This is a genomic window from Microbacterium sp. SLBN-154 (assembly GCF_006715565.1).
Lineage (GTDB): Bacteria > Actinomycetota > Actinomycetes > Actinomycetales > Microbacteriaceae > Microbacterium.
Genome location: NZ_VFNL01000001.1, coordinates 1,259,807 through 1,281,966 on the forward strand (window position 1 = coordinate 1,259,807; position 22,160 = coordinate 1,281,966).

Sequence of the window (22,160 nt, forward strand, 5' to 3'; positions counted from 1 at the left end):
TGAGACTGTGAACACAGGCCGTCGAACGCTGGTGGCGACCGACATCGACGGCACACTCGTCCCCGACGGCACGCTCGAACTTCCCGACTACACCGCCGACGTCCTGCGCCGCCTCGACGCCGCGGGCGTCGCCGTCGTCTTCGTCACGGGCCGACCCCTCCGCTGGATGACCGGCTTCTGGCCGCACGTCGGAAACCACGGCATGGCGATCGTCTCGAACGGCGCCATCACGTACGACGCCCACGCGCGCGAGATCATCTCACTCACCGGCATCGAAGCCGAGGATGGTCTCGCCCTCTCGGCGATCATCTCCGCCGAGCTCCCCGGCGCACGGTTCGCGATCGAGTGCGCCGACGGCATCCGTCTCGACCCGCGATTCGCTGCACGCACCGCCGTCGCAGGGGCGCCGCGCGGACCGCTCCGCGAGATCTGGACCGACCCCGCGGTGAAGCTTCTCGTGAGGGATCCGGATGTCGATGCCGACCTGCTGCACGGCAGGATCGCCGCGATCGTCGGCGACGCCGCGACCGTGACCTGGACCATGCCGGGTCTTGTCGAGATCAGCGCGGCCGGCGTCACGAAGGCCAGCGCCCTGCACACCCTCTGCGGGCGCCTCGACGTCGACCCCGCCGAGGTCATCGCCTTCGGCGACATGCCGAACGACATCCCGATGCTGTCGTGGGCCGGCACGAGTTACGCGATGGCGGGCGCTCATCCGTCCGTCCGTGAGATCGCCGATCGCACCGCGCCCGCCTCCGCCGAGGAGGGCGTCGCCCAGGTGCTCGAACACCTCCTCGCCGAGGTCTGACGCCCGACCGATCGGCGCTCGCGCGTATCACCACCACGCCGATGCCCTCTCTCACGGGGAGGAGGACACCGATGTCCGTTCTAGCAGCCCCCGCCGTCACGCCGCCGACCATCACCACGACTCCGCGTCGCGGCATCCGATTCTGGATCCGTCGCTACCTGCTCGCGGAGATCGTCGGCACCGCCACCCTCCTTCTTCTCGGACTGCTGATCCTCGAGTGGATCACCCACCCCGTCGCCGTCGCGGTCGCGGCGATCATCGGCGAGAGCCTGGGGTTCTACGCCGTCCTCGCGACGATCGTCGTCCTCGAGCAGCGCCGGCTCGGGCGCCGCGGCTTCCGCGCGCTCACCCTCACCGTCGTCCTCCTGGCCGCCGAGTTCGGCGCCGCCGAGCTGGTCGACTCGCTCGTCGTGCGCCCGGCGACGATCTCGCTGTGCGTCTGGCTGATCCCCGATCCGTTCTGGGGACTGCTCGCCGGCAAGATCCTCGCCGACGGGGTCTTCTACGCCATGGCCGCGACGAGCTTCGTGCTCACCACCAAGACCCGGCTCCGCCCCGCGTACCCGAAGAAGGACTGATGAACGAGACCGCCGCGACCCTCATCGACCGTCGCCGGCGCGAGTGCGCGGCGGTGATGCAGACGGATGACGCCCGCGCCGCCATCGCGCTCCACGGCACTCCGGTGCTGCTCCTGGATCCCTCGATCGTGGTACGCCAGTACACACGGCTGCGAACGGCGCTTCCCTTCGTGCGGTTCCACTACGCGGTGAAGGTCTGCGCCCACCCCGCGGTGATCGCCGCCCTTGCCGAGGAGGGATGCGGCTTCGACGTCGCCTCGGGGGAGGAGATCGCGCTGCTCGAACGCCAGGGTGTCGCGCCGCATCGCGTCATCCACACCCACCCCGTCAAGAAGCCCGCCGAGATCGGTGCGGCGCTCGCCGCCGGCATCCGCACCTTCGTCGTCGACAACGAGATCGAGCTCGAGAAGTTCCGCCGAGGCGGTGCGCCCGATGCGCGCCTGCTCGTGCGACTGGCCTACCGCAGCCCACACGCCGGGAGCGACCTGTCGAGCAAGTTCGGCGTCAGCGCCGAGCGCGCCGAAGCACTCGTGGCTCGCGCCGACGCATGGGGCCTCACCGTGGCAGGTTTCAGCTTCCACGTCGGCAGCCAGCTCGACGACCCCGCCCGCTTCGCTGCCGCGATCCGCGACACGGCTGCGCTGATGTCGCGCCTCGAGCGCGCGAGTGGTCGCCGCTTCACCCTGCTCGACATCGGCGGCGGGTTTCCGATCGCCTACGACCGGCCGGTCGCGGCGCTCGAGGAGATCGCGCGGGTCATTCGTCCGGTGCTGGACCCGCTCGCCGCGCGTTACGAGATCCTCGCCGAACCCGGCCGGGTGCTCGTCGCCGAGTCGGCGCTGCTGGTCACGAGCGTCGACGGTGTCGCCGAACGCCCCGACGGGCGCTGGTACTACCTCGACGACGGCCTGTACGGCTCGTATTCGAACGTGCTCACCGAAGGCGTGCATCCGCTCGTGTTCGCCGAGCGCGATCTGATCGCGCCCGCCCCGCCACGCCGCCGCGCCACGCTCGCCGGGCCCACGTGCGACTCGGCCGATGTCATCGCGCGCGACTGCGACCTCCCCGACCTGCGGGTCGGCGACCTCGTGGTGAGCCCCGTCATGGGCGCCTACACGTCGGTGACCGCGACGCGCTTCAACGGGCGTCCGTTCACCCCGGTCGCGGTGCTCACCCGGGTGCTTCTCCACCACAGTCGGCGAAGCGGGATGAGTCGAAGGTCCCTATCCGAGGCCGCACCTCAGGCGTAGCCTCCGGGTATGTGGACAGTAGTCGTCATCCTCCTGGTGGTGTGGGCGATTCTCACGGTGGTCGGATTCGTCTTCGAAGGTTTGCTGTGGCTCGGTGTGATCGGGATCATCCTGTTCGTCGGCACCGTGCTCTTCGGCATCATCCGCGGACAGCTGAGCCGCCGAACCTGAGCGCGCGACACCGCGGCGGCAGCGCGAGCGAAAAGCGTTGAGCCGCCCTCCACTGCGCCAGGCACTCGCACAGGCGAGCGTGAAAAGATAGGAGTTCGCTCCGCCTTGAAGAAGGCGCACCACAGTCAAGGAGGGGCGCCCATGCCGACATGGTGGGAACACCTGATCCACGTCGCGACCGGCCGGTCACGTCGTCACGTCGATCTTCCCGATCTTCGTCACCTGCCCTCGCGGCGGGTCGCGCTCGAGCGCACGCACTACGTCGTGAACGATCCCGAGCGGCATCATCGCCGTCAGCGGTTATACGTCCTCCGTCACGAGGCCGACCGCCGCTCGCGCCGTCCCGCGCGGGTCGCGGTCTTCTCGAACGGGCGCGACGTGGGGTATCTGCCGTCACGTGTGGCGGCGACGGTCGCCCCGCATCTCGATACGCTCGGGGGCGCCGCGGTCGTCAACGGCGCGGGGCCGGCGACCGACAGCATCCGACTTCGGGTGGATCTGCCCACCGATGCCGCCCTTGCCGACTTCACCGAAACCCGCGCTCAGGACAGGGAGACGTCGATGACGCACATCACCTGGCAGGGACTCGAGGCCGCGAGCACCGAGACCTGCACCGTCCAGTTCGACGACTCCGGCATGACCGCCGTCGGCGTCGTCGACATCGACGGCGACCGCCTCGAGTACCGGGTGGTGGCCGACGCCTCGGGGCAGTTCCGCACCGCTGACCTCGCGGTCGGTGGGCGCACCCTGAGCCTGTCGTTCTCCGACGGTCGGTGGCTCGTGAACGGTGAGCACCGCGGCGACCTCGCCGGGGCGACCGAGATCGATATCCAGGCGACGCCCCTGACCAACACACTGCCCATCCGTCGGCTGGGTCTCGCGGTCGGTGAGAGCGCTGACATCGACACCGCGTGGATCGCGGTGCCCGCCCTCACCGTCGTGCGCGACCCGCAGCGCTACACCCGCCTCGACGAGCGGCAGTGGCTCTACGAGTCGCGCGACTCGGATTTCCGCGCCATCCTCACGGTCGACGACGAAGGTCTGGTGCTCGACTACCCCGGCCTCTTCCGCTCGATCCGCTGAGCCGGCCGGGACGGCGCGCGGGACCTTGGTCCCGAATCGTCCGCCCGAACTGCGGCATCTTCTGTTCTACGGACCGACTACGGGGGCATGGGGGTGCCGCGTCGACGATCCAGGCACGAGGAGGAGGAATGGCCGGACCCAGTCAGGCTGCGACGGCGTCGATGACGCCACACCCACGTCGCGCGGGCTGGTGGTCGCTCCTCCTCCTCGTGCCGTCCTTCGCGCTCGCGTTCATCGTCGGCGAGGGCCTTGCCTCCGTACTCGCCGGCGGTGATGCGTCGTCGGCGACTCCTCCCTGGTGGGCGATGGCGATCGTACTGGTGGCCGCCGGGGCCGTCTTCGCCGCCCCCCTCGGGCTCACGGCGTTCGTCGCCGCCCGCGAGACGCGGGCCGGCATCGAGGGGGCCTGGCTGCCGTTCATCATCGGCGCGGCCGCCGTGGGAGGTTTCCTGGCGATCAACATCGTCAGCGGCATCCTGATGCTCGTTCTCGGCTGAACCGCCAGGGGAGGACGTCTGTCATGTTCTGGGGAACGGTCACCGCGCGAGTGAGCGCCGTGGTGGGAACGGTCCTCACCGGGTTCCCCCTGCTGGCGCCGCTCGTCCTCGGGCTCGTCTTCGCGGTGCGATCGGGCCGCTTCCTCTTCGATTTCCTCATTCCGGGAGAACTGTTCTTCGTCGTCGTGGCCGGAGCGCTTCTCCTCGTGCTTGCGACGGTGATCCTCCGACGGCTGATGGTGGCCGCCGGCATCTTCACCGCCGCGACGATCGCCACCTTCTTCGCGACCGACCTCGTCTCGCAGGCCACGGGTCTCAGCGACGGACGCACCGCGCCGGAGGGGTGGCCGCTCTTCTGGGTAATGTCGGTCTACGCGCTGTACGTCCTGTCGGTCGTCGGGCTGTTCGTCCTCGGAATCCTCGTGTGCCGCGTCGCCTTCTCACGGGCCGAGCGCGCCGTCCCTTCCGCCGCGCCGCCTGCTGAGCGAGGGTTGGAGCCCTCCGGCGAAGGGGATGGCCGCCCGGCCACGTGACAGCATGGGCGCCATGAACACGACCGGTCACGTGATCAAGCCGCTGACGCCCGAGACGTTCCCGGCGTGGCTCGCCCTCGCCGAGAAGCACAACGGGGTGTGGGGCGGCTGCTACTGCTCCTATTTCCATGGCGACACGGGCGACACCGTCAAGGCCGACTACGACGGACCGACGTTCAAGAGACGGCTGGTCGACGAGGGCGTCGCCCGCGCCGCGCTCGTCTTCGACGGCGACGCGGCGATCGCGTGGTGTCAGTTCGGAAGCCCCTACGATCTGCCGAACATCTATCACCGCAAGCAGTTCGACGCCGGCGAGACGCGCCCCGCGCCCTGGCGCATCACATGCTTCTTCGTCGACCGCGACCATCGACGCTCGGGGGTCGCCCGCGAAGCACTCGATGGCGCGCTCGCCCTCATCGCCGAGGCGGGCGGGGGCGAGGTGGTGTCCTTCCCGAACGAGCTCGTGCCCGGCAAGCGAACCTCCTCGTCCTTCCTGCACAACGGCACGCGCGCGATGTTCGAGAAGGCGGGCTTCACCTTCGAGCGGCACATCGGCAAGAGCAAGACCGTGATGCGCATCACCGTTCCCCCGAGCTCGGGCGATCAGCCCAGCCACTCCGGCGCATCCGCCCCCCACTCGCCACCGACGACGGGGTAATGCTCGGGCGCGCCCGGGAACGCCAGCGGCGGCGGCGCGGTGACGAGCGCGGCCGCCTCGGTCGCGGGGTCGGTCGATGTCAGCACCGCGTGAGCGGTGCGAGCGAGAGACATGCGGACATCGATCGACCCGCCCTCCCTCCGCTGAGCGCCGAGCGCCCGCACGATGCCCGCGGCGAGAAAGTGCCCGGTCGCGTGATCGAGGGCCTGTACGGGGAGCGCGCCCGGGGTCTCGCCATCGGAGCTCTCCACCATCGCGATGCCGCTCACCGCCTGCACGATGCTGTCGAATCCGCGTCGCGCAGCCCAGGGTCCGTCGGCTCCCCACGCCGAGACCGAGGCGGTCACGAGTCCCGGATGCCGCGCGGCGAGGTCTTCGGGTTCGAGGCCGAACCGCGCCAATGCCCCCGGCCGGTAGCCGGTGACCACGACGTGTGCGCGGGACAGCAGGCGCTCGAAGGTCGCGTGATCGTGGGCTTCGCGAAGGTCGAGCAGAGTCGAGCGCTTCCCCTGCCCGGTGTCGAGATGGATCCACCCCGTCTCGGGCAGGGCGGGGGAGTCGACGCGCAGCACCTCCGCACCGGCGAGTGCGAGGTCGCGCGTGGCGATGGGTCCTGCGATCACCCGCGTCAGGTCGAGCACGCGGAGATCCTCGGACCGTGGTGCCGCATCGCCCATCCGCCGCCGCTCCACGATCGGCGACGCCGCGACGATGCGTCCCTGCTCGTGCTCTCGCCACTCCTCGGCGGCCCGCACGCGTCCGACGACCGCACCGATCTCGGCGGCGTGGTCCTCGAGGTCGGCGGCCGTGCGTGCCGCGATGGCCGCCGCCGCGGCATCCGTCCCCGCGTCCACTGCGAGACCGAGCAGCCGGCGGAGCGCCCGCTCGTGGTGCGGGTAGTTCGCATGCGTGCGGACCCATCCGTCGCGAGCGCGCCAGAAGCCCGACAGCGGGGCCCACACCAACGGTGCTGCGCCGTGGATGCGCAGCACCTTCTCGCTGCCGAAGGACGCCGCCACCCGTGCCCGGTCTACGCGCACCGGTGACGAGTCGCCCCTGAGGAGGGTGATCGCCAGCGACGCCAGTGCGACGCTGTCGGTCGCCAGGGTGCCGACCGGCAGGTGCGCGCCCCACGGGAACGAGCCGGTCGGTTCCGCGACGAGTCCTCTCGCCTCCGCGCTGAAGCCGAGCGCGTCGGCCACCTGCGCGCCCACTGCTCCGAGTGTCATGCCGGTAGTGAAGCATCACATCACCCCACCGGGTAAGGACCGCTTCCCATCGACTGGCCTGGCTTTCACTTGACGCTGATATCAGCAATCCGTGATACTCGCGATGTGGATCCCTTTTCCGTTCTCAGTGACCCCCTCCGCCGGCGGGTCGTGGAAGACCTCGCGCGTGGTCCCCGGACCGCAGGAGAACTGACCGCCCGGGCGCGCGAGGTCTTCGCGGTGTCGCAGCCTGCGGTCTCGAATCAGCTGCGGGTGCTGCGCGACGCCGGGTTCGTTCGCGTCACTCCTCAGGGTTCGCGCCGCATCTACGAACTCGACCGCGCACCCCTGGCGGAGATCGATCGTTGGATGGCGCGCCAGCGCCGATTCTGGAACGACCAGCTCGATGCCCTCGACGACTCTTTGGACTCCCATGACTGACTTTCCGGAGCTCCGGCTCGATCGCCTCATCCACGCGCCTCTCGGCCGGGTCTGGGCGGCGTGGACGACCCCCGCCGGCCTTCGCGCGTGGTGGTGGAATCACTGGCCGGAGACGCAGATCGCCGCAGATGTCGTCGTCGGCGGCCGGTACCGCTTCGCCGCACCCCATGTCGGGATCGTCGTATCGGGGGAGTACCTCACGGTCGACGAGCCGCATCGTCTGTCGTTCACCTGGCGATGGGAGGACGCGGACGGGGTGCAGGAGGGTGAGATCGTCGATGTCACCTTCATGGCCGTCGCTCAGGGGACGAGGGTGACGATCGTTCACCGTGGTCCCTGGCGGAAGGCGTCCGCCGCAGGGGATTACCGCCAGGGGTGGACGTTCGTCCTCGATGCCCTCGGTGCGCACACCGCGGACGACGAACGGCCCGGCAACCAGTCGGTCGCCGGGCCGTGAGGCGCGGAGGTGATCAGCGGGCGGAGACCAGCCGGACGCCGGCGACGACCAGCGGCGCGTAGCAGATGAGTCCGAGGATCGCGCCGACGGGCCCGAGGCCGAAGGCCGGAACGATCCAGGGGAGGAAGCCGAGCGGGGCGATCCACCACGAGACGACCTTGGCCCGGGCGAGGGCGAGTGAGAGCAGCGCGATCCCGACGAGGCCCCCGATCATGCCGGAGAACTGCCAGATCGCGACCGACCACTCCTTGGCGACGGTGTCCATCAGCACGGCATCCTCGATCGCCAGCACGTTGCCGGCGCTGACGAGGAACCAGTCCGACAGCAGCAGGCCCGACATCTGGACGGCACCGAACGCCGTCATCACCGCGGCGATCGGCAGGAAGATCCGGCCCCGGCGGCTACGGAGCAGTCCGAGGGTGGCCAGGGCGCCGAAGACGAGCGCGACCCAGCCGTAGTGCAGGGCGTTCGCCGAGACGAGGCTGAGCGCCGGGTCGGCGGCGAGCGATTCGATGTACCCGGCGGCGCCGGGCGAGGTCTGCTGCGGCGAGGTCAGCATGCCGACGGTGAACAGCAGCGGCGCGGCGATGAGGCCGGCGCCGCCGATCCGCTGCAGGCGGTTCGGGCGGACGGGGCCGAGGTCGATCCGCTTCTGGTTCTTCGCCGGCGCGGCGGGGGCTGCGGGAGCGGGAGCGGGCGTGGAGGTGAAGAGGTCCATGGTGATCTGTGCCTTTCGGGCGGTTCTGGTTGGTGGTCCCAGATTCCCGACCCGGCGACCCGGGCCCCCAGGGAGCGGTGTCCCGCGGTTGTCCCGTTCGGCGCCCGGGAGTCAGGGGCGCCCGAGTCCCGCGTCGCGGGCGCGCACGATCGCCTCGGCGCGGTCGGCCACCTGCAGCTTGGCGAAGATGTTCGAGACGTTGTTGCGGACCGTCTTCGGTGAGAGGAACAGCGTCTGCGCGATCTGCGGGTTCGAGCGCCCGGCGGCGAGCAGATCGAGGATCTCGCGCTCGCGCGCCGTCAGCTGGGGGAACACCTCCGCGGCGGGCGAGGACGCGGGCCCCGTGGCGAAGAAGTCGGCGACGCGCCGTGCGATCGCGGCTCCGAACACCAGCTCGCCGCCGGCGACGGCGGTGATGGCCGCCCGGATCTGGTGCTGGCTCGCGCCCTTGACGAGATAGCCGCGCGCGCCCGCGCGCATCGCGGCGAAGACGGTCTCATCGTCTTCCGACATCGTCAGGATGACGACGGCGAGGTGCGGATGCCGCGCCACGATCTCCTTCGTGGCGGCCAGGCCGTCGAGCCGCGGCATCTGCACGTCCATCACGACGACATCGGCCTCGACGGCGTCGGTCGCCTCGATCGCCTCGGCGCCGTCGGCGGCGGTCGCGGAGATCTCGATGCCGTCCATCGATTCCAGGAGCATCGACAGGCCCTCGCGGTACACGGGGTGGTCGTCGACGAGGATGACGCGGATCGGTTCAGTGGACATCGGCGGCGACCTCCTGGGGCAGGGGAAGACGAGCCCGGATGACGGTTCCCTCGGCCTCACGGGATGAGACCTCCAGCGTGCCGCCGAGCTCGGCGGCACGCTCGCGCTGCGAGTGCAATCCGACCCCGTTCGCCCCCGCCCCCACCCCCGCAAGACCTCGCCCGTTGTCGCGGACCTCGAGGCGCAGCATCCGATCCTCCGCCGCGAGTTCCACCTCGACCCGGCTCGCCCCCGAGTGTCTGTGCGCATTCACGAGCGCCTCGGAGGCGATGCGGAAGGCGGCGACCTCCACCGCGGGCGGCAGGTCGGGCGGCGCCGATCCGCTGACGCGCACGGCCATGCCGCCGCCGCTGAGACGTGCGGCCTGCTGCTCGAGCGCGCCGAGGAGGCCGAGATCGTCGAGGGCGGGTGGGCGGAGGTCGTGGACGATGCGCCGGATCTCGCCGATCACCTCCGACTGGTCGTCGATCGCGGCGTCGACGAGCGCGAGCGATCGCGCGGGGTCGCGCTCGGCGAGATTCCGCGCCGTCTCCAGGCGCAGCTTCACGCCGGCGAGAAGCGGACCGAGTCCGTCGTGGAGCTCGCGGCGCAGGCGTGAGCGTTCCTCCTCGCGGGCGAGCACGAGCTTCTCACGCCCGGCCTGCAGCTCTCGGCCCAGCTCGGCGCTGCGGACGGATGCCGCGGCCAGGCGCACCAGGTCGCCGAGGAGACGCTGGTCCCGGGTGGAGACCACGGGGCGGCGTCCCGCCTCGATGAGGATCCGCCCGATGATCTCGCCGCGGTGGTCGATGGGTACTTCCGCGGCATCGGCGAGAGGCGTGCCGTACGTCGCGACCATCGCCTCACCCCCGGGGCGGTCGAGCTCGACCCGCACCGATCGCGAGCCGAACGCCTCCGCGATCGCGGCGGCGAGTTCGTTCAGCTGCGAGGGGGCGTCGGGGGCGCGGTCGAGCCGCTCGCCGAACGAGGAGACGACGCCGTACGGGTCGCCGCGGCGCCCGCTCACGAGACGGCTGGCGACGGCGTAGAGTCTGCCGCGAAGCGGCGCATACGCGACGGTGACCGCGACCACGGCGAGGAGCATGGCGACCCGGTCGTCGATCGCGCTGCCGACGGCGAGCACGATCAGCACGTCGACGAGCACGATCCCACCGATGAGCAGTCCGTAGACGAGCGTCCACGACAGCAGCCGGTCGATGGCGTACAGGCGATAGCGGGTGACGGCGACGACCACCGAGGCGCTGACGAGCCCGATCGTGAATCCGAGCAGCAGGTCGACCAGGCCCGTGGGCACGCGGGGGAAGACGAAGACGAGGGCCACCAGGAAGATCAGGGCCGACCAGACCAACCAGCGCAGCTGCGCCTTCTCCACCGGGGTCGCGCCGAAGCGGCGGCTCACGCAGACCAGGAGCGCGAGGAGCAGACCGAGCCCCAGACACGGGACCGCCGCGGCGAGCAGTGCCAGCCACGCCTCCAGCGGAAGGGGCAGCGTCGGGAGCACCGGCTCGAAGGCGGCGAGCAGCGCGGTGCGGTCGTCGTTTTCGAGGCTGAGCGCGTCGGCGGGGGCGAACAGGAACGCGAAGGGCAGCACGAGTCCGAGCGCGATGGCGATGATCGAGATCACACGCCAGACCCCGCCGCGCAGGCGCCCGTCGGGAAAGAGGAGCAGCAGCAGGATGATGGGGAAGATCAGCACGGCGCCGAACCGGCTGAAGAACCAGAACGCCGGCGGCGCCCACCAGGCGCTCTGGTCGAAGTACCAGGCGTAGTTCACCGCCGCGGCGGCGAGCCCGTCGACGATCCAGAAGACGCCGAAGAGGGTCAGGACCACGGCGATCGGATGCCACGGCAACCGCCACAGCAGCAGGGCGCCGGGAATGAGCATCGCCACTCCCGGGATCACGCCCGACCAACCCCGACGACAGCGGTGGCTCCGGGTGGGTCGTCAGCACGGCGACATCCAGTGCCAGGGCGCCGACGCCCGAGACGACCGAGACGGCCACCGCGACGAGGGTGCTCGCCGCGGCGAATGAGCATCGCCACTCCCGGGATCACGCCCGACCACCCCGACGACAGCGGTGGCTCCGGGTGGGTCGTCAGCACGGCGACATCCAGTGCCAGGGCGCCGACGCCCGAGACGACCGAGACGGCCACCGCGACGAGGGTGGCGGCGCGGCTGGCGGCGACGCGGGTCATCCGCTCATCGTTCCAGGTGAGATGTCCCGCTGTCACGGGACACATTTCCCTGTCTTCCGCCGATCAGCGGTGGGTACGGTGTCCCCATGCCGACTCTCCGCCACAACGGTGCCCGCCTCTTCTGGGAGGCCGCCGGACCCGACGCCGCGCCCGCGCTCCTCTTCCTCCACGCCGGCATCGCGACGTCGGCGATGTGGGATCCGCTGTGGGCCGACCTGCAGCGCGATTTCCGCGTCATCCGGTACGACCTCCGCTGGTTCGGCAACAGCCCTTCCGATGAGGTGGAGTACTCCAACCGTGACGACGCGGTCGCCGTCCTCGACGCCGCCGGCGTGGAGCAGGCGATCTTCATCGGGGCGTCGTACGGGGGTGCCGTCGCCATCGACACCGCTCTCGAGTTCCCCGACCGCGTCGCGGGTCTCGTGACGATCGGGTCGGGTCCGGGTGGGTTCCCCGAGGTGGAACCGACCCGACGCGAGCAGGAGCTGCAGCGTTCGATCGAACAGGCCGAGGAGGCGCGCGATTGGGATCGCCTCGTCGAGCTCGAAGCCCTCTCCTGGGGTGTCGGCCCGACGCGCGAAACGGCCGACGTCGACCCGCGCTTCCTCCAGCGGCTGCGCGAGCTGGGCGATGCGAACAAGCCGCTGCTCGACGGCGATCCCCGGCCCGTGCCGATGGAGCCGCGCGCGTACGGGCGCCTCAACGAGATCACGGTGCCCGCCCTCTTCATCGTGGGCGAGCACGACACGTCCGCCGCGCGGGCGCAGGCAGAGCATCTCGCCGAAGCCGTCACCGGCGCATCACTCCACGTCTTCCCCGGAACGGCGCACATGCCGAGCGTCGAGTATCCGCAGCCGTTCATTGGCCTGCTGCGCGAGTGGCTCGCCGAGCAGGTCGCCGGCTGATGGCGTCTGATCCTCGCCGCCGGCTCACGCTCGCCATCTCCATCATCGGGACCGTGGTGGTGACGCTGTACGCCGCATGGGCCTACATCCACATCATAGTGCTGAACCCGCTCGCCGCCGTCCCGGGCCTGCCGCTGGAAGAGATCTGGCGTCAGACCGAACTGTCCCAGGGTTCGATCGACAGGTTCGTGGTTCCGGCGATCCTCGCCGTCGGTCCCGTCCTCGCGCTCATCCTGCTCGTGCTCGGTCAGATCCTCCTCAGGAACGAGCCGGAGTGGGTCGTCGTGGGCTATCTCGGAATTCTGGTGCTCGGCGCCCCCGCCGAGTTCGTCGCGAGTTTCTCACCGGGAATGAACCTGGCGGACACCTTCGCCATCAGCGGCGCGGACTACTCGCCATGGGCGGCACCCCTGATGGCCACCAGCGCGCTGGCGCTCGTCGCCTTCCTCGCCTCGATCGCGGCGATCGGATTCCGCGCCGCACGGAGCAGCGCCTCGCCCGCGGCAGCCGGCTGATAGCAGGGCGGCGTCCACGCGACAACCCCGAGGCCGCGAGAACGGTCGCCCCGTCACACTGGTCTCGGAGGATCGCACCAGATGACGTCATCACAGCCGCCGCGCCTGTCGCTGTTCGTCGAGCCGGCGGAGTGGGTCGAGGAGGCGCTCGCCGCTGCGGCGGTGATCGACGGGTTCGGTGTCGACGTGCCCGTGACCCTCGCGTGGGCGGTCGAGGTCGGACGGACGTTGCCCCGCGACGCTTCGCTCACCGACCGCTGGCAGCTCCTCGCCGGCGCCGCGTTCCTCGATGTCGGCGCCGCGCGCGTCCTCGAACCGCACCTCGACGCACTCGCCATCTTCGACGAGGCGGGCGTCGAGCCGGACGCCGCCGCGACCTGGGGCGTCTTCGCCGCTGAAGGTGCCGGCACGCGGCTGACGGCCGAACGGGATGCCACGGGCTGGACGCTCCGCGGAACCAAACCGTGGTGCTCGCTCGCCGGCTCGCTCTCGCACGCCCTCGTGACCGCCTGGGTCGACGACGAGCGTCGGCGGCTCTTCGCCGTGCCTCTTCGTCACGACACCGTGACTGCGCACGCAGGTCCGTGGCATGCCCGCGGCCTGTCGCAGGTCGTCAGTGCCCCGGTCGATTTCTCGGGTACCCCGGCCGAACCGGTCGGCGACGACGGCTGGTACCTGCGCCGCCCGGGCTTCGCGCACGGCGGCGTGGGGGTCGCGGCAGCGTGGTGGGGTGGGGCGATGGGGCTGCTGCCGGCGCTCCGTGCCGCGGCGAGCACCGAGCGCGCCGACCAGATCGCCCATCAGCATCTGGGCGACGCCGATGCGGCGCTGTGGGCGGCACGCGCGGTGCTCGCCGAGACCGCCGACGTCTTCTCGGCCGGTCCGCGCGGCGATGCGGGGCTGCTGGCGAACCGGGCCCGCACCGTCACTGCCCGCGCGGCCACGACCGCGCTCGAGACCGCCGATCTCGCGCTCGGCCCGCTGCCGCTCGTCGCCGACGAGGCGCATGCGCGGCGTGTGGCCGATCTGCACCTCTACCTCCGCCAGCACCACGGCGCCCGCGACGTGGCGCGGATCGGGCGCGACCTCGCGGCATCGGAGCAGCCGTGGTGACCTTCAGCCACCTCGATGCCGGCACCGATGAGGAGCGGTGGCAGGCCGCGTTCGACGCGCGTCGGCTGCCGAATGCCGACCTCGACGTCGACGCCCTCGTCGTCGTCGCGGCGCACCCCGATGACGAGACGCTCGGGGTCGCCGGGCTCATGCACATCGTCGCCGCGGGCGGCGGTCGCGTGATCGTCGTCGTCGCGACCGACGGCGAGAACTCCCACCCCGTCTCACCCACCCACACGCCGGACGACCTGCGTTCGGTGCGCCGCGGTGAGGTGCGCGAAGCGCTGGACAAGGTCTGCCCCGCAGCATCCGTGGCCTTCCTCGGTCACACCGACGGCGGCCTCGATGCTGTGCAGACGCGTCTCACCGGCGAGATCGAGGCGCTCGTGCGGACGGTCGGCTCACCGCGCTCCCGCACGCTCGTCGTCTCACCGTGGACCGGCGACGCCCATCGCGACCACCGGATCGCCGGCGAAGCCGCGCACGCCGTCGCCCGCCACCTGGGCGTCCGGTACCGGGCGTACCCGATCTGGCTCTGGCACTGGGGAACCGCGGATGACCCGCCCTGGGGCCACATCGAACTGGTGCCCCTGGGGGCTGAAGCCCACCGAGCGAAAGCCGAGGCGCTCGGCGCCCATCGCAGCCAGACGGCGGCGCTGTCCGCCGCGCCCGGCGACGAGGCGATCGTGAGCGGACGGATGCTGCGACACTTCACCCGCGGCTTCGAGACCCTCATCCGCATCGATGACGATCCCGCACCCGATGAGTCGTGGCACGGGTCGACGCCGCAGGAGCACTTCGCCGATCTCTATGCCCGCCGCCGCGACCCGTGGGGATTCGAGACCCGCTGGTATGAGGAGCGCAAGCGCGCCGTGCTTCTCGCGTCGCTGCCCCGGCCGCGGTACGCACGGGCGGTCGAGCTCGGGAGTGCGACCGGGGTCTTGACCGCGCAGCTCGGCGACCGGTGCGACGAGCTCGTCGGCGTCGACTTCGCCGAGGCGGCGCTCGAGACCGCGCGCGATCGGCTGGGTGAGCGCGAGAACGTCGAGCTCATGCGAGCGACGCTCCCGGCGGAGTGGCCCGAGGGAACGTTCGACCTGATCGTGATGTCGGAGGTCGGCTACTTCTGGGACGCCCCCGACCTCGAACGTGCCATCGCACAGGCGATCGCCTCGCTCCGCCCCGACGGGCACCTCGTCGCGTGCCATTGGCGGCATCCGGTCGACACCAACCCCGTGAGCGGCGACGGAGTGCACATCGCGCTTCGCACCCAGCAGGATCTCGCGGTGGTGGTGCGGCATGAGGAGGACGACTTCCTGCTCGAGGTTTTCGCGCGTCCGCCGGCGCCGTCGGTCGCCCGCGAGACGGGCATGCTGTGACCGCCGTCGCGGTGGTCGTTCCCGTCCACGACGAGGAGGAGCTGCTGGCGGGCTGCCTGGCGTCGCTCGCCGTCGCGGTCGCCGCCGCCGAGGTGGTGGGGGTGCGTGTGGAGGTCGTCCTGGTGCTGGATGACTGCACTGACCGGTCGTCCGCCATCGCCGCCGAGTACGAGGTGACGACCGTCGCGGTCAGGGCCGCACGGGTGGGTGCCGCGCGCCGAGCGGGAGTGGCCGAGGCGCTCCGCCGGCTCGAACCGGTCGACCTCGCCGACGTATGGATCGCGAACACCGACGCCGATTCGGCGGTGCCCGTGAACTGGCTCACCCACCAGCTCGCGCTGATGCGCGCCGGTTCCGACGTCGTGCTCGGCACCGTGCGGCCCGACTTCGCCGACCTCGCACCCGCGCACGTCGCGTACTGGCGAGCGACCCACCATCGCGGCCGACCGGCCGGGAACACCCACGGCGCCAACCTCGGGGTGCGGGGGAGTGTGTACCGCGCCGCGGGCGGGTTCACCGAGGTGCCCGAGCACGAAGACGTCCGACTCGTCGAGGCGGCGCGTGCGCTCGGCGCGATCGTCACGGCGAGCGATGTCGCCGAGGTGACCACGTCGGGCCGCGTCGAGGGGCGCACGCCCGGCGGCTACGCCGCCTTCGTCCGCGCCACTGCGGCGCAGTTCGCCTGACCCTGCACTCTGCCTCCTACACTCAGGCTCATGCGCCACGGCATCGTCATCCTCCCGCAGGAGCCCTGGGCCGAGGCCCGCCGCAAGTGGGAGGCCGCCGAACACCTCGGTTTCGACCACGCCTGGACCTACGACCACCTCTCGTGGCGTTCGCTCGCCGACCAGCCCTGGCATGCGACCATCCCGACGCTGACGGCCGCGGCTCTTGCGACCACGACGATCAGGCTCGGCACCTTCGTGGCGTCGCCGAACTTCCGGCATCCGGTGCCCTTCGCCAAAGAGGTGGCGACCGTCGACGAGATCTCGGGCGGACGGATGCTGCTGGGCGTCGGATCGGGCGGCACCGGGTTCGACGCCTTCGTCCTCGGCCAGCCCGAGTACACGCCCCGTCAGCGCCACGAACGCTACGTCGAGTTCGTCGCCGCGCTCGATGAGCTGCTCCGCTTCGAAACGCCCGGGTCGGGTGGGAGGATGAGCTTCGACGGCGACTGGTACACCGCCCACGACGCACGGATGGTGGGGGAGCCCGCGCAGCATCCGCGCGTGCCCCTCATCCTCGCCGCGAACGGACCGAAGGGGTTGGCGTTGGTGGCCGAGCGCGGTGACGCGTGGGTGACGACGGGGCCCGAGGGCAAGTCCGAGGAGGAGTGGTGGCGGGCGATCGCCGCCCTGGGCGCACGTCTCGACGACGCCCTCGCCACTCAGGGACGCGACCCGCAGACGCTCGATCGGTACCTGTCGCTCGACTCCGAGAGCACGTACTTCCTCGAGAGCGTGCAGAAATTCGAAGACGCCGCCGGCCGCGCCGCCTCCCTCGGGTTCACCGATGTGATCACGCACTGGCCGCGGCCCGACGGCGTCTACGCCGGCAGTGAGGACGTGCTCGTCGAGGCCGCGTCACGCTTCTCCTGAGGTCAGTGCGTCCAGGCCGTCACCGACTTCTCCGTCGCCGCCTCCCACGCCCCGTCGAAGCGTTCGAGAGCGAGCTCCCCCCGCCGCTCTTCGCGGGCATCGAGGCGGCCGTAGAGGAATGCGGTCGTCGGCGACGTCTCGGCGGCCGCCAACTCGCGCAGTCGCGCGCGCATGACCACGCTGTCTTGATACTCACCGAGCTGCTCCTGCACGTCCTCCATCCGCGACGCGAAGAGAGCCGCGGGTTCTCCGAAGGAATCCGCCGACGCTTCCCCGGCGTATCGGGCGCGCTTCGCCGCCTTCCTCGCGTCGTGGAGCGCACGGTCGCGTTCCTGCGGTGTGTCCGCCGCGCGGGCGTGCGCGACGGCGGACCGCACGCGGGCGAAGGCCTTGTCGGCCCGTCGGGGCAGCACGCGTCGAGCGCGTTTACCGGCCTGGGCGCTCAGCGGAGGATCGTCGACGAAGCGATCCAGATCGAGGACGAGCCGGTGGTAGCGGTCGGAGTCCAGCGCGCCGCACAGCCGCGCGTGCGCCGCCCGATGGGCGTCATCCATCTTCGCTTCGATGCCGGCACCGGCGTCCGCCGGCGCGTCCTCGTCACGGATCGCCGTGGCGATCTCCGCCTGCATCACCTCGGCGTCACGCGCGACACCGAGCTCGCCGGCGAGCCATTTCAGTTCGGTGCGAAGGGGCGCGACCTCATCGGCTCGGAACATCGGTGCGAAGGTCTGCAGCAGGCTTCGCAGGCGGCGCGTCGCGACGCGCATCTGATGCACCCCGCCGGGTTCGTCGAGCCGGGCACGAGGGTCGTTGTGGAGGATGGCCGCGGTGTGCGCGCGTGCACTGAGGGTGAGCACCTCTCCGGCTGACGGCATGCGCATCTCCCTCGATCGACACCGCACCGCCCCGCGTCTTCCTGAGCGCATGCCAGGGTGGGGCCGTGAAACTCTATTCTGACTTCGCGCCGCAGCGAACGCGCCAGATCATCGCCGATACGCTCGCGCTCGCCGCGATCATCCTCTGGATCTGGTTCGGCATCGCCGTCTACTCCGCCGTCGCGGCCCTCGCCTCGTTCGGCGTCGACATGCAGCGGGCAGGGAGCGGGTTCCAGGAGTCGATGACCGACATCGGCGATCAGCTCGCCGGGATCCCGCTCATCGGCGGAACCGTCCGTGCGCCGTTCGACGGTGCGAGTTCGGCGGGGACGGCGCTCGAGCAGGCGGGCGAGAGTCAGCAGGTGCTCGTGCAGCAGCTGGCGCTGACGCTGGGCTTGGGGATCGCCCTGATTCCGACGATGATCGTGCTGGCCATCTGGCTGCTGCCTCGCATCCGCTTCATCCGGCGTGCGCGGCGGGCGAGGGTCGTGCTTCGCAGCGGCGCGGGCGTGGACCTGCTCGCTCTGCGCGCGTTGGCGAACCAGAAGCTCACGAGTCTGGCGGCGGTGCACGCCGACGCCTCGGGAGCGTGGCGTCGCGGCGACCCCGCCGTCCTCGCGCAGCTCGCGGCGCTGGAGCTGAAGTCGTCGGGGATCCGGATGCGACCCGCCGACGCCGCCGTTCGCTAGAGCTTCTTCTTCCCGACCCGCTGCTCGGCCATTTTGCGCACGACATCGAGCGCTCCGGGAACGTATTCGCCCCAGGCGTCCCCGACCTTGGCGAGGTCGAGCTTGCCGGTGTGGACCTGTTCGCACAGGCGCATCCATCCCTCGCCCATCGCGACCGTGAGCGCGGCAGCGACGCTCGCGTTCACGGCATTGCCGGCGCCGGGGATGAGTTTCAGGAAGCTTCGCGCGAGCGCTTGACCGGAGATCTGCACGCCGAGCTGAGCGAGCGCGCCGGCGGACATCATCGTCTTCAGCTCGAGGTCGTAAATGGCGGCGATGCGCCCCATCATCCCGAGCTGGATCGGCGCCAGGGCAAGCGCGTCACCGACGGGAATCGGCGTCGCCGCGACGCCGGCGGCGAGCCCTGCGGCGCCGGTGATGATGGGTCGGGCCATCTCGCGCTTCCACGGGAGGTTGAGTCGCTGGGCGATGCGAAACGCATCCTTCGCGTCTGCGGGCGACAGCGCGAGGGTCTCCGCGACGAGATCACCGAGCCCGTGGCCCGTGCCCTTTCCGTCTTTCTCGCGCGTGGAGGTGGGCATGACCCGGGCGAAGGGGATCGTGATCGGCCGTCCGCTCTCGTCGACCGGGTTCTCGAGCCATTCGATGAACTCGCGGGTGCCCTTCGTCGGTCGCCGGCTTCCCTTGAGCGCGTTGCGTTCCCAGTCGACCTTCGTCAGTACCAGGATGACCGGCAGCCCCCGGGCATCCAGCTCCTGGATCATGTCGATGTCCGCACGCGTGAGCCTGTCGTCATCAGCCTTCACGCAGTACCAGACCACGGCGATCTGCTCGTTGCGCGGGTGCTGCTCGATGGTCTTCAGGTGGTCGCGGAGCTGTTCACGCGGCGGGACCGCGGAGCCGATCTCGAAGCCCTCGATGTCCCAGATGCCGAGGGAGTCGTCATGGTAGTACCGCACGCCCTTCGTGACGGGGAGCCCCTTGCCGACCGCGGCCCAGTCGCGCTGGAAGACCGCGTTGACCAGCGACGACTTGCCGACGCCGGTGTTGCCGATGACGGCGAGGTTGAACCGGCCATACCGCGACTTCGCCTCGGAGGTCGCCTCGAGGAACGGCCGCTGGTCGATCTGCGGCTTCTTCGTGGGAGGGTCGGCGGCCATGATCGAAACCCTACGCGCGAACGGTCATCAGCGAGTGTGCGGCTCGGCTGATTCCAAGCGATGAAGGACGGATGCCGCGACCGCAGCGACCGGCGCTGACGCATCGATCCGCTCGTGCGGCCCCTGCCACGCCTCGAATGCCTCGGCCCGAGAGCGGATGTCGCGCCACGACGGTTCCCCGACGTGCACGAGCCCACGCGTGCGGCCGTCGAGTCGACGCTGGTGCTCGGCGGTGTCGGCGAGGTCGAGCACGAAGAAGCGCAGGGGGGTTCCCGCCGCCGCGCCGGCGCGGCGCCAGGTGTCGCGGGCCGGTTCGCTGTCGTTGACGGCGTCGACGACGACGGCGCGACCGAGCCTCAGGTTCTGTTCCGCAGCGGCCCGCACCGCTTCGTAGGCAGCGACTCCCGTCATCCACCCCGGTTCTAAGCCTGCGCCGAGAAGAGCGTCTTCGACCGGATCGATGGAGAGGTGAACCGCGCCGAGCGTGCGGGCGACCTGGTCGGCGACGGCCGACTTGCCGGTGCCGGGGAGTCCGGAGATGACGACGAGCACCCTTCATTCTCGTCATGGGCCGGACTACGGTCGGTCGCATGATCACCGGCATCCACACCATCGTCTACAGCGATGACCCGCCTGCGACGCGTGCGTTCTTCCGCGACGTGATCGGGTGGGACTTCATCGAGACCTCGCCCGGCTGGCTCATCTTCGCCTCGGGGCCGAGCGAGGGAGGTGTTCATCCGCGTACCTGGCCGGGGCAGGAGAAGCCGTATGACCAGCGTCATGAGATCTCACTGATCTGCGATGACCTCGACGACACGCTGGCGCAGCTGCGCGAGCGTGGGGCATCGTTCGACCCGTCGACGATCTGGGAGCGCGAGTACGGCCGCGGGCTCGACATCCCGGTGCCGGGGATCGGGGCACTGATGCTCTATCAGCCGAGCTATGCGCCGGCGTGGGAGCCCGGCGTCTGACGGTTCGAACGCGTCGCCGTCGCCGCGTTCCGGGCGGCGAGCGTTCCGAAGGCCCGGGTGAGCTCCGCCGGGAAGAGCACCTCGATGTCAGTGTCGAATCGACTGAGAGCTGCGGCGAGGGCGATCCACGACCAGGAGCCGACTTCGATGCTGCACCGGTCAGGGCCGAGGTCTTCCACGATGCCGTCGCCCGCGAAAGCGAGAACATCTCGGGCGGGTCGGTGGAGGATGACTTTCCCGACACACGGCCATTGGTCGCCCTGCTCGGAACCCTTGAACCGGCCGGTCACGAAGGCCGCGACGTCGGGCGCGGGAAGGTCACGCGGGGTGAAGCGAGGACCCGTGGGGGTGCGGAGTGCGATGCGGTCGGCGCGGAAGGTGCGCCAGTCCCCATGCTCGAGGTCCCATCCCACGAGGTACCAGCGGCTCTCGGCCGACACGACATGGTGCGGTTCGACCCGGCGGAGGTGATCGCCGTAGTCGAATCGGATCACGTGCCGGGCGCGGACAGCGGACGACAGCGCGATGAGGACCTCCGGCGACACCGCGACCAGTGTCGCGTCTCCGGGTCGTCGGGGGATCGCGGTGAAGTCGAGCGCGTTCAGCCGATGGCGCAGCCGAGAGGGCATCACCTGCCGGAGGGTGGTGAGGGCCCGAAGCGCCGCTTCGTTGATCCCGGCGCCGGTGCCCGTCGTCGCCTGGAGGGCGATCGCGAGCGCGACGACCTGATCGTCGTCGAACAGGAGGGGTGGGAGTTCGCTGCCGGCATCCAGGCGGTAGCCCCCGATCGGCCCCATCGTCGCTTGGATGTTGTAGCCCATCTCCCGAAGGCGATCGACGTCGCGGCGGACGGTGCGGGGCGCGATCGCGAGTCGCTCGGCGAGGACGGAGCCGGGCCATTCGCGACCGGTCTGCAGCAACGACAGGAGGCGAAGCAGCCGAGCGGTCGTCGTCGTCGATGGCATGAGTCGAGATTAGTTTGCATCTAGGCCGATAACTGACCTACTTGGTTGCAAGGCTGGATGTCGCCGGCGCGAGGCCAGGCAACCGTCCCTGAGGAGCAGTCATGTCCATTCAGAACACTACCCACCTGAACTTCTGCGGCGACGCGCGCGAGGCGCTGGAGTTCTACCAGTCCGTCTTCGGCGGTCACCTCGCCATCAACAGCTATGCCGATTTCGGGATGCCGGCTGCTCTGCCCGGCGCGGACAAGGTCGTCTTCGGTCTCGTCGCCGCCGAGAACGGCTTCCGGCTCATGGCCTACGACATCCCAGGTCGCACCGGGGGTTCGATCGCCGGCGGAGGCTCCACCCGCCGCGAGGACAACACCACCCTCACCGATCAGGCGATGTTCGTGTCCATCGGCTCCGACAGCTTCGATGACCTGCAGGGGTTCTGGGAGAAGCTGTCCGCCGGAGCCGCGATCGTCGAACCGCTGGCCGCATCGGCATGGAGCGCCGGATTCGGCATGCTCACCGACCGCTTCGGCGTCACCTGGAGCCTGAACGTCACCACGGCCTGAGTGGTCCCCCGTACCCCCGGGGTCGGGCCGCTGGGATGAGTCGTCGCTCCACCCGCCGAGCGCT

At 70.6% G+C, this 22,160-nt stretch carries 28 protein-coding genes; 19 read left to right on the plus strand and 9 right to left on the minus strand.

The window, feature by feature from the left end; genetic code table 11:
- The first annotated feature begins 7 nt into the window (after positions 1 to 7).
- From FBY40_RS06230 to FBY40_RS06265, 8 genes are all read left to right on the plus strand, one after another.
- Positions 8 to 808: an HAD-IIB family hydrolase gene (locus tag FBY40_RS06230; RefSeq protein ID WP_141937266.1), complete on the plus strand. Its 801-nt coding sequence runs from the start codon at positions 8 to 10 to the stop codon at positions 806 to 808.
- A gap of 71 nt (positions 809 to 879) precedes the next feature.
- Positions 880 to 1,386: a hypothetical protein gene (locus FBY40_RS06235; RefSeq protein ID WP_141937268.1), complete on the plus strand. Its 507-nt coding sequence runs from the start codon at positions 880 to 882 to the stop codon at positions 1,384 to 1,386.
- On the plus strand, positions 1,386 to 2,636 hold the full coding sequence (locus tag FBY40_RS06240; protein WP_141937270.1) for a type III PLP-dependent enzyme: 1,251 nt from the start codon (positions 1,386 to 1,388) through the stop codon (positions 2,634 to 2,636). The genes FBY40_RS06235 and FBY40_RS06240 overlap by 1 nt, the downstream gene beginning before the upstream one ends.
- A gap of 9 nt (positions 2,637 to 2,645) precedes the next feature.
- Positions 2,646 to 2,807: a hypothetical protein gene (locus FBY40_RS17440; RefSeq protein WP_200829936.1), complete on the plus strand. Its 162-nt coding sequence runs from the start codon at positions 2,646 to 2,648 to the stop codon at positions 2,805 to 2,807.
- A 141-nt stretch (positions 2,808 to 2,948) separates the two neighbouring features.
- On the plus strand, positions 2,949 to 3,890 hold the full coding sequence (locus FBY40_RS17445; RefSeq protein ID WP_200829937.1) for a putative glycolipid-binding domain-containing protein: 942 nt from the start codon (positions 2,949 to 2,951) through the stop codon (positions 3,888 to 3,890).
- A gap of 128 nt (positions 3,891 to 4,018) precedes the next feature.
- Positions 4,019 to 4,387 (plus strand): hypothetical protein, encoded by a 369-nt coding sequence (locus tag FBY40_RS06255; protein WP_141937272.1) that lies wholly within the window; start codon positions 4,019 to 4,021, stop codon positions 4,385 to 4,387.
- A 23-nt stretch (positions 4,388 to 4,410) separates the two neighbouring features.
- On the plus strand, positions 4,411 to 4,920 hold the full coding sequence (locus FBY40_RS06260) for a hypothetical protein (protein WP_141937274.1): 510 nt from the start codon (positions 4,411 to 4,413) through the stop codon (positions 4,918 to 4,920).
- 13 nt (positions 4,921 to 4,933) lie between these two features.
- Positions 4,934 to 5,578, plus strand: coding sequence for a GNAT family N-acetyltransferase (locus tag FBY40_RS06265; protein WP_141937276.1), 645 nt, complete (start codon positions 4,934 to 4,936; stop codon positions 5,576 to 5,578).
- On the opposite strand, the gene FBY40_RS06270 is transcribed toward FBY40_RS06265, so the two are convergent.
- Positions 5,524 to 6,807 (minus strand): CoA transferase, encoded by a 1,284-nt coding sequence (locus FBY40_RS06270; protein WP_141937279.1) that lies wholly within the window; start codon positions 6,805 to 6,807, stop codon positions 5,524 to 5,526. The genes FBY40_RS06265 and FBY40_RS06270 overlap by 55 nt on opposite strands.
- Before the next feature lie 105 nt (positions 6,808 to 6,912).
- Between FBY40_RS06270 and FBY40_RS06275 the strand changes: the two genes are divergently transcribed.
- Complete coding sequence (locus FBY40_RS06275; protein WP_141937281.1) at positions 6,913 to 7,227, plus strand: ArsR/SmtB family transcription factor; 315 nt, start codon at positions 6,913 to 6,915, stop codon at positions 7,225 to 7,227.
- On the plus strand, positions 7,220 to 7,684 hold the full coding sequence (locus FBY40_RS06280; RefSeq protein ID WP_160141364.1) for an SRPBCC family protein: 465 nt from the start codon (positions 7,220 to 7,222) through the stop codon (positions 7,682 to 7,684). Before FBY40_RS06275 ends, FBY40_RS06280 begins: the two co-directional genes overlap by 8 nt.
- 13 nt (positions 7,685 to 7,697) lie before the next feature.
- Here FBY40_RS06280 and FBY40_RS06285 read toward each other — a convergent pair whose 3' ends face one another.
- From FBY40_RS06285 to FBY40_RS06300, 4 genes are all read right to left on the minus strand, one after another.
- Complete coding sequence (locus FBY40_RS06285) at positions 7,698 to 8,402, minus strand: hypothetical protein (protein WP_141937285.1); 705 nt, start codon at positions 8,400 to 8,402, stop codon at positions 7,698 to 7,700.
- A 111-nt stretch (positions 8,403 to 8,513) separates the two neighbouring features.
- Positions 8,514 to 9,173, minus strand: coding sequence for a response regulator transcription factor (locus FBY40_RS06290; protein WP_141937286.1), 660 nt, complete (start codon positions 9,171 to 9,173; stop codon positions 8,514 to 8,516).
- Positions 9,163 to 11,058 (minus strand): sensor histidine kinase, encoded by a 1,896-nt coding sequence (locus tag FBY40_RS06295; RefSeq protein WP_141937288.1) that lies wholly within the window; start codon positions 11,056 to 11,058, stop codon positions 9,163 to 9,165. Before FBY40_RS06295 ends, FBY40_RS06290 begins: the two co-directional genes overlap by 11 nt.
- 14 nt (positions 11,059 to 11,072) lie before the next feature.
- Positions 11,073 to 11,405: a hypothetical protein gene (locus FBY40_RS06300; protein ID WP_160141365.1), complete on the minus strand. Its 333-nt coding sequence runs from the start codon at positions 11,403 to 11,405 to the stop codon at positions 11,073 to 11,075.
- A gap of 50 nt (positions 11,406 to 11,455) precedes the next feature.
- Between FBY40_RS06300 and FBY40_RS06305 the strand changes: the two genes are divergently transcribed.
- The 6 genes from FBY40_RS06305 (at position 11,456) to FBY40_RS06330 (ending at position 16,879) form a co-directional block, all read left to right on the plus strand.
- A complete protein-coding gene (locus FBY40_RS06305; RefSeq protein WP_141937292.1) occupies positions 11,456 to 12,274 on the plus strand; it encodes an alpha/beta fold hydrolase in 819 nt (272 codons plus the stop codon).
- The gene (locus FBY40_RS06310) at positions 12,274 to 12,789 is read left to right on the plus strand and encodes a hypothetical protein (RefSeq protein ID WP_141937294.1); all 516 of its coding nucleotides are present in this window, start codon (positions 12,274 to 12,276) and stop codon (positions 12,787 to 12,789) included. The genes FBY40_RS06305 and FBY40_RS06310 overlap by 1 nt, the downstream gene beginning before the upstream one ends.
- Before the next feature lie 81 nt (positions 12,790 to 12,870).
- The gene (locus tag FBY40_RS06315) at positions 12,871 to 13,902 is read left to right on the plus strand and encodes an acyl-CoA dehydrogenase (RefSeq protein ID WP_235014629.1); all 1,032 of its coding nucleotides are present in this window, start codon (positions 12,871 to 12,873) and stop codon (positions 13,900 to 13,902) included.
- Positions 13,899 to 15,281 carry a bifunctional PIG-L family deacetylase/class I SAM-dependent methyltransferase gene (locus tag FBY40_RS06320; RefSeq protein ID WP_235014631.1) on the plus strand — a complete coding sequence of 461 codons (1,383 nt, stop codon included), beginning with the start codon at positions 13,899 to 13,901 and terminating at the stop codon, positions 15,279 to 15,281. The genes FBY40_RS06315 and FBY40_RS06320 overlap by 4 nt, the downstream gene beginning before the upstream one ends.
- Positions 15,278 to 15,967 carry a glycosyltransferase gene (locus FBY40_RS06325; protein ID WP_141937298.1) on the plus strand — a complete coding sequence of 230 codons (690 nt, stop codon included), beginning with the start codon at positions 15,278 to 15,280 and terminating at the stop codon, positions 15,965 to 15,967. The genes FBY40_RS06320 and FBY40_RS06325 overlap by 4 nt, the downstream gene beginning before the upstream one ends.
- A gap of 30 nt (positions 15,968 to 15,997) precedes the next feature.
- Positions 15,998 to 16,879: an LLM class flavin-dependent oxidoreductase gene (locus tag FBY40_RS06330; RefSeq protein ID WP_141937300.1), complete on the plus strand. Its 882-nt coding sequence runs from the start codon at positions 15,998 to 16,000 to the stop codon at positions 16,877 to 16,879.
- A 2-nt stretch (positions 16,880 to 16,881) separates the two neighbouring features.
- Here the strand turns inward: FBY40_RS06330 and FBY40_RS06335 are convergent, their stop codons facing one another.
- Entirely contained in the window at positions 16,882 to 17,754 is an 873-nt protein-coding gene (locus FBY40_RS06335) for a CHAD domain-containing protein (protein WP_160141366.1), read from the minus strand.
- Positions 17,755 to 17,819: 65 nt separating this feature from the next.
- Here FBY40_RS06335 and FBY40_RS06340 point away from each other — a divergent pair, with 65 nt between their 5' ends.
- Complete coding sequence (locus FBY40_RS06340) at positions 17,820 to 18,443, plus strand: hypothetical protein (RefSeq protein WP_141937304.1); 624 nt, start codon at positions 17,820 to 17,822, stop codon at positions 18,441 to 18,443.
- Here the strand turns inward: FBY40_RS06340 and FBY40_RS06345 are convergent.
- Together FBY40_RS06345 and FBY40_RS06350 are read right to left on the minus strand one after the other, a co-directional pair.
- Positions 18,440 to 19,603: a GTPase family protein gene (locus FBY40_RS06345; RefSeq protein ID WP_141937305.1), complete on the minus strand. Its 1,164-nt coding sequence runs from the start codon at positions 19,601 to 19,603 to the stop codon at positions 18,440 to 18,442. The genes FBY40_RS06340 and FBY40_RS06345 overlap by 4 nt on opposite strands.
- A 27-nt stretch (positions 19,604 to 19,630) precedes the next feature.
- Positions 19,631 to 20,155 (minus strand): AAA family ATPase, encoded by a 525-nt coding sequence (locus FBY40_RS06350; protein ID WP_141937307.1) that lies wholly within the window; start codon positions 20,153 to 20,155, stop codon positions 19,631 to 19,633.
- Positions 20,156 to 20,193: 38 nt separating this feature from the next.
- On the opposite strand from FBY40_RS06350, the gene FBY40_RS06355 reads away from it, so the two are divergent.
- Positions 20,194 to 20,574: a VOC family protein gene (locus FBY40_RS06355; RefSeq protein ID WP_141937310.1), complete on the plus strand. Its 381-nt coding sequence runs from the start codon at positions 20,194 to 20,196 to the stop codon at positions 20,572 to 20,574.
- Here the strand turns inward: FBY40_RS06355 and FBY40_RS06360 are convergent.
- On the minus strand, positions 20,544 to 21,539 hold the full coding sequence (locus FBY40_RS06360; protein WP_141937312.1) for a helix-turn-helix transcriptional regulator: 996 nt from the start codon (positions 21,537 to 21,539) through the stop codon (positions 20,544 to 20,546). The genes FBY40_RS06355 and FBY40_RS06360 overlap by 31 nt on opposite strands.
- A gap of 101 nt (positions 21,540 to 21,640) precedes the next feature.
- Here FBY40_RS06360 and FBY40_RS06365 point away from each other — a divergent pair, with 101 nt between their 5' ends.
- On the plus strand, positions 21,641 to 22,096 hold the full coding sequence (locus FBY40_RS06365) for a VOC family protein (RefSeq protein WP_141937314.1): 456 nt from the start codon (positions 21,641 to 21,643) through the stop codon (positions 22,094 to 22,096).
- The last annotated feature ends 64 nt before the right edge of the window (positions 22,097 to 22,160 follow it).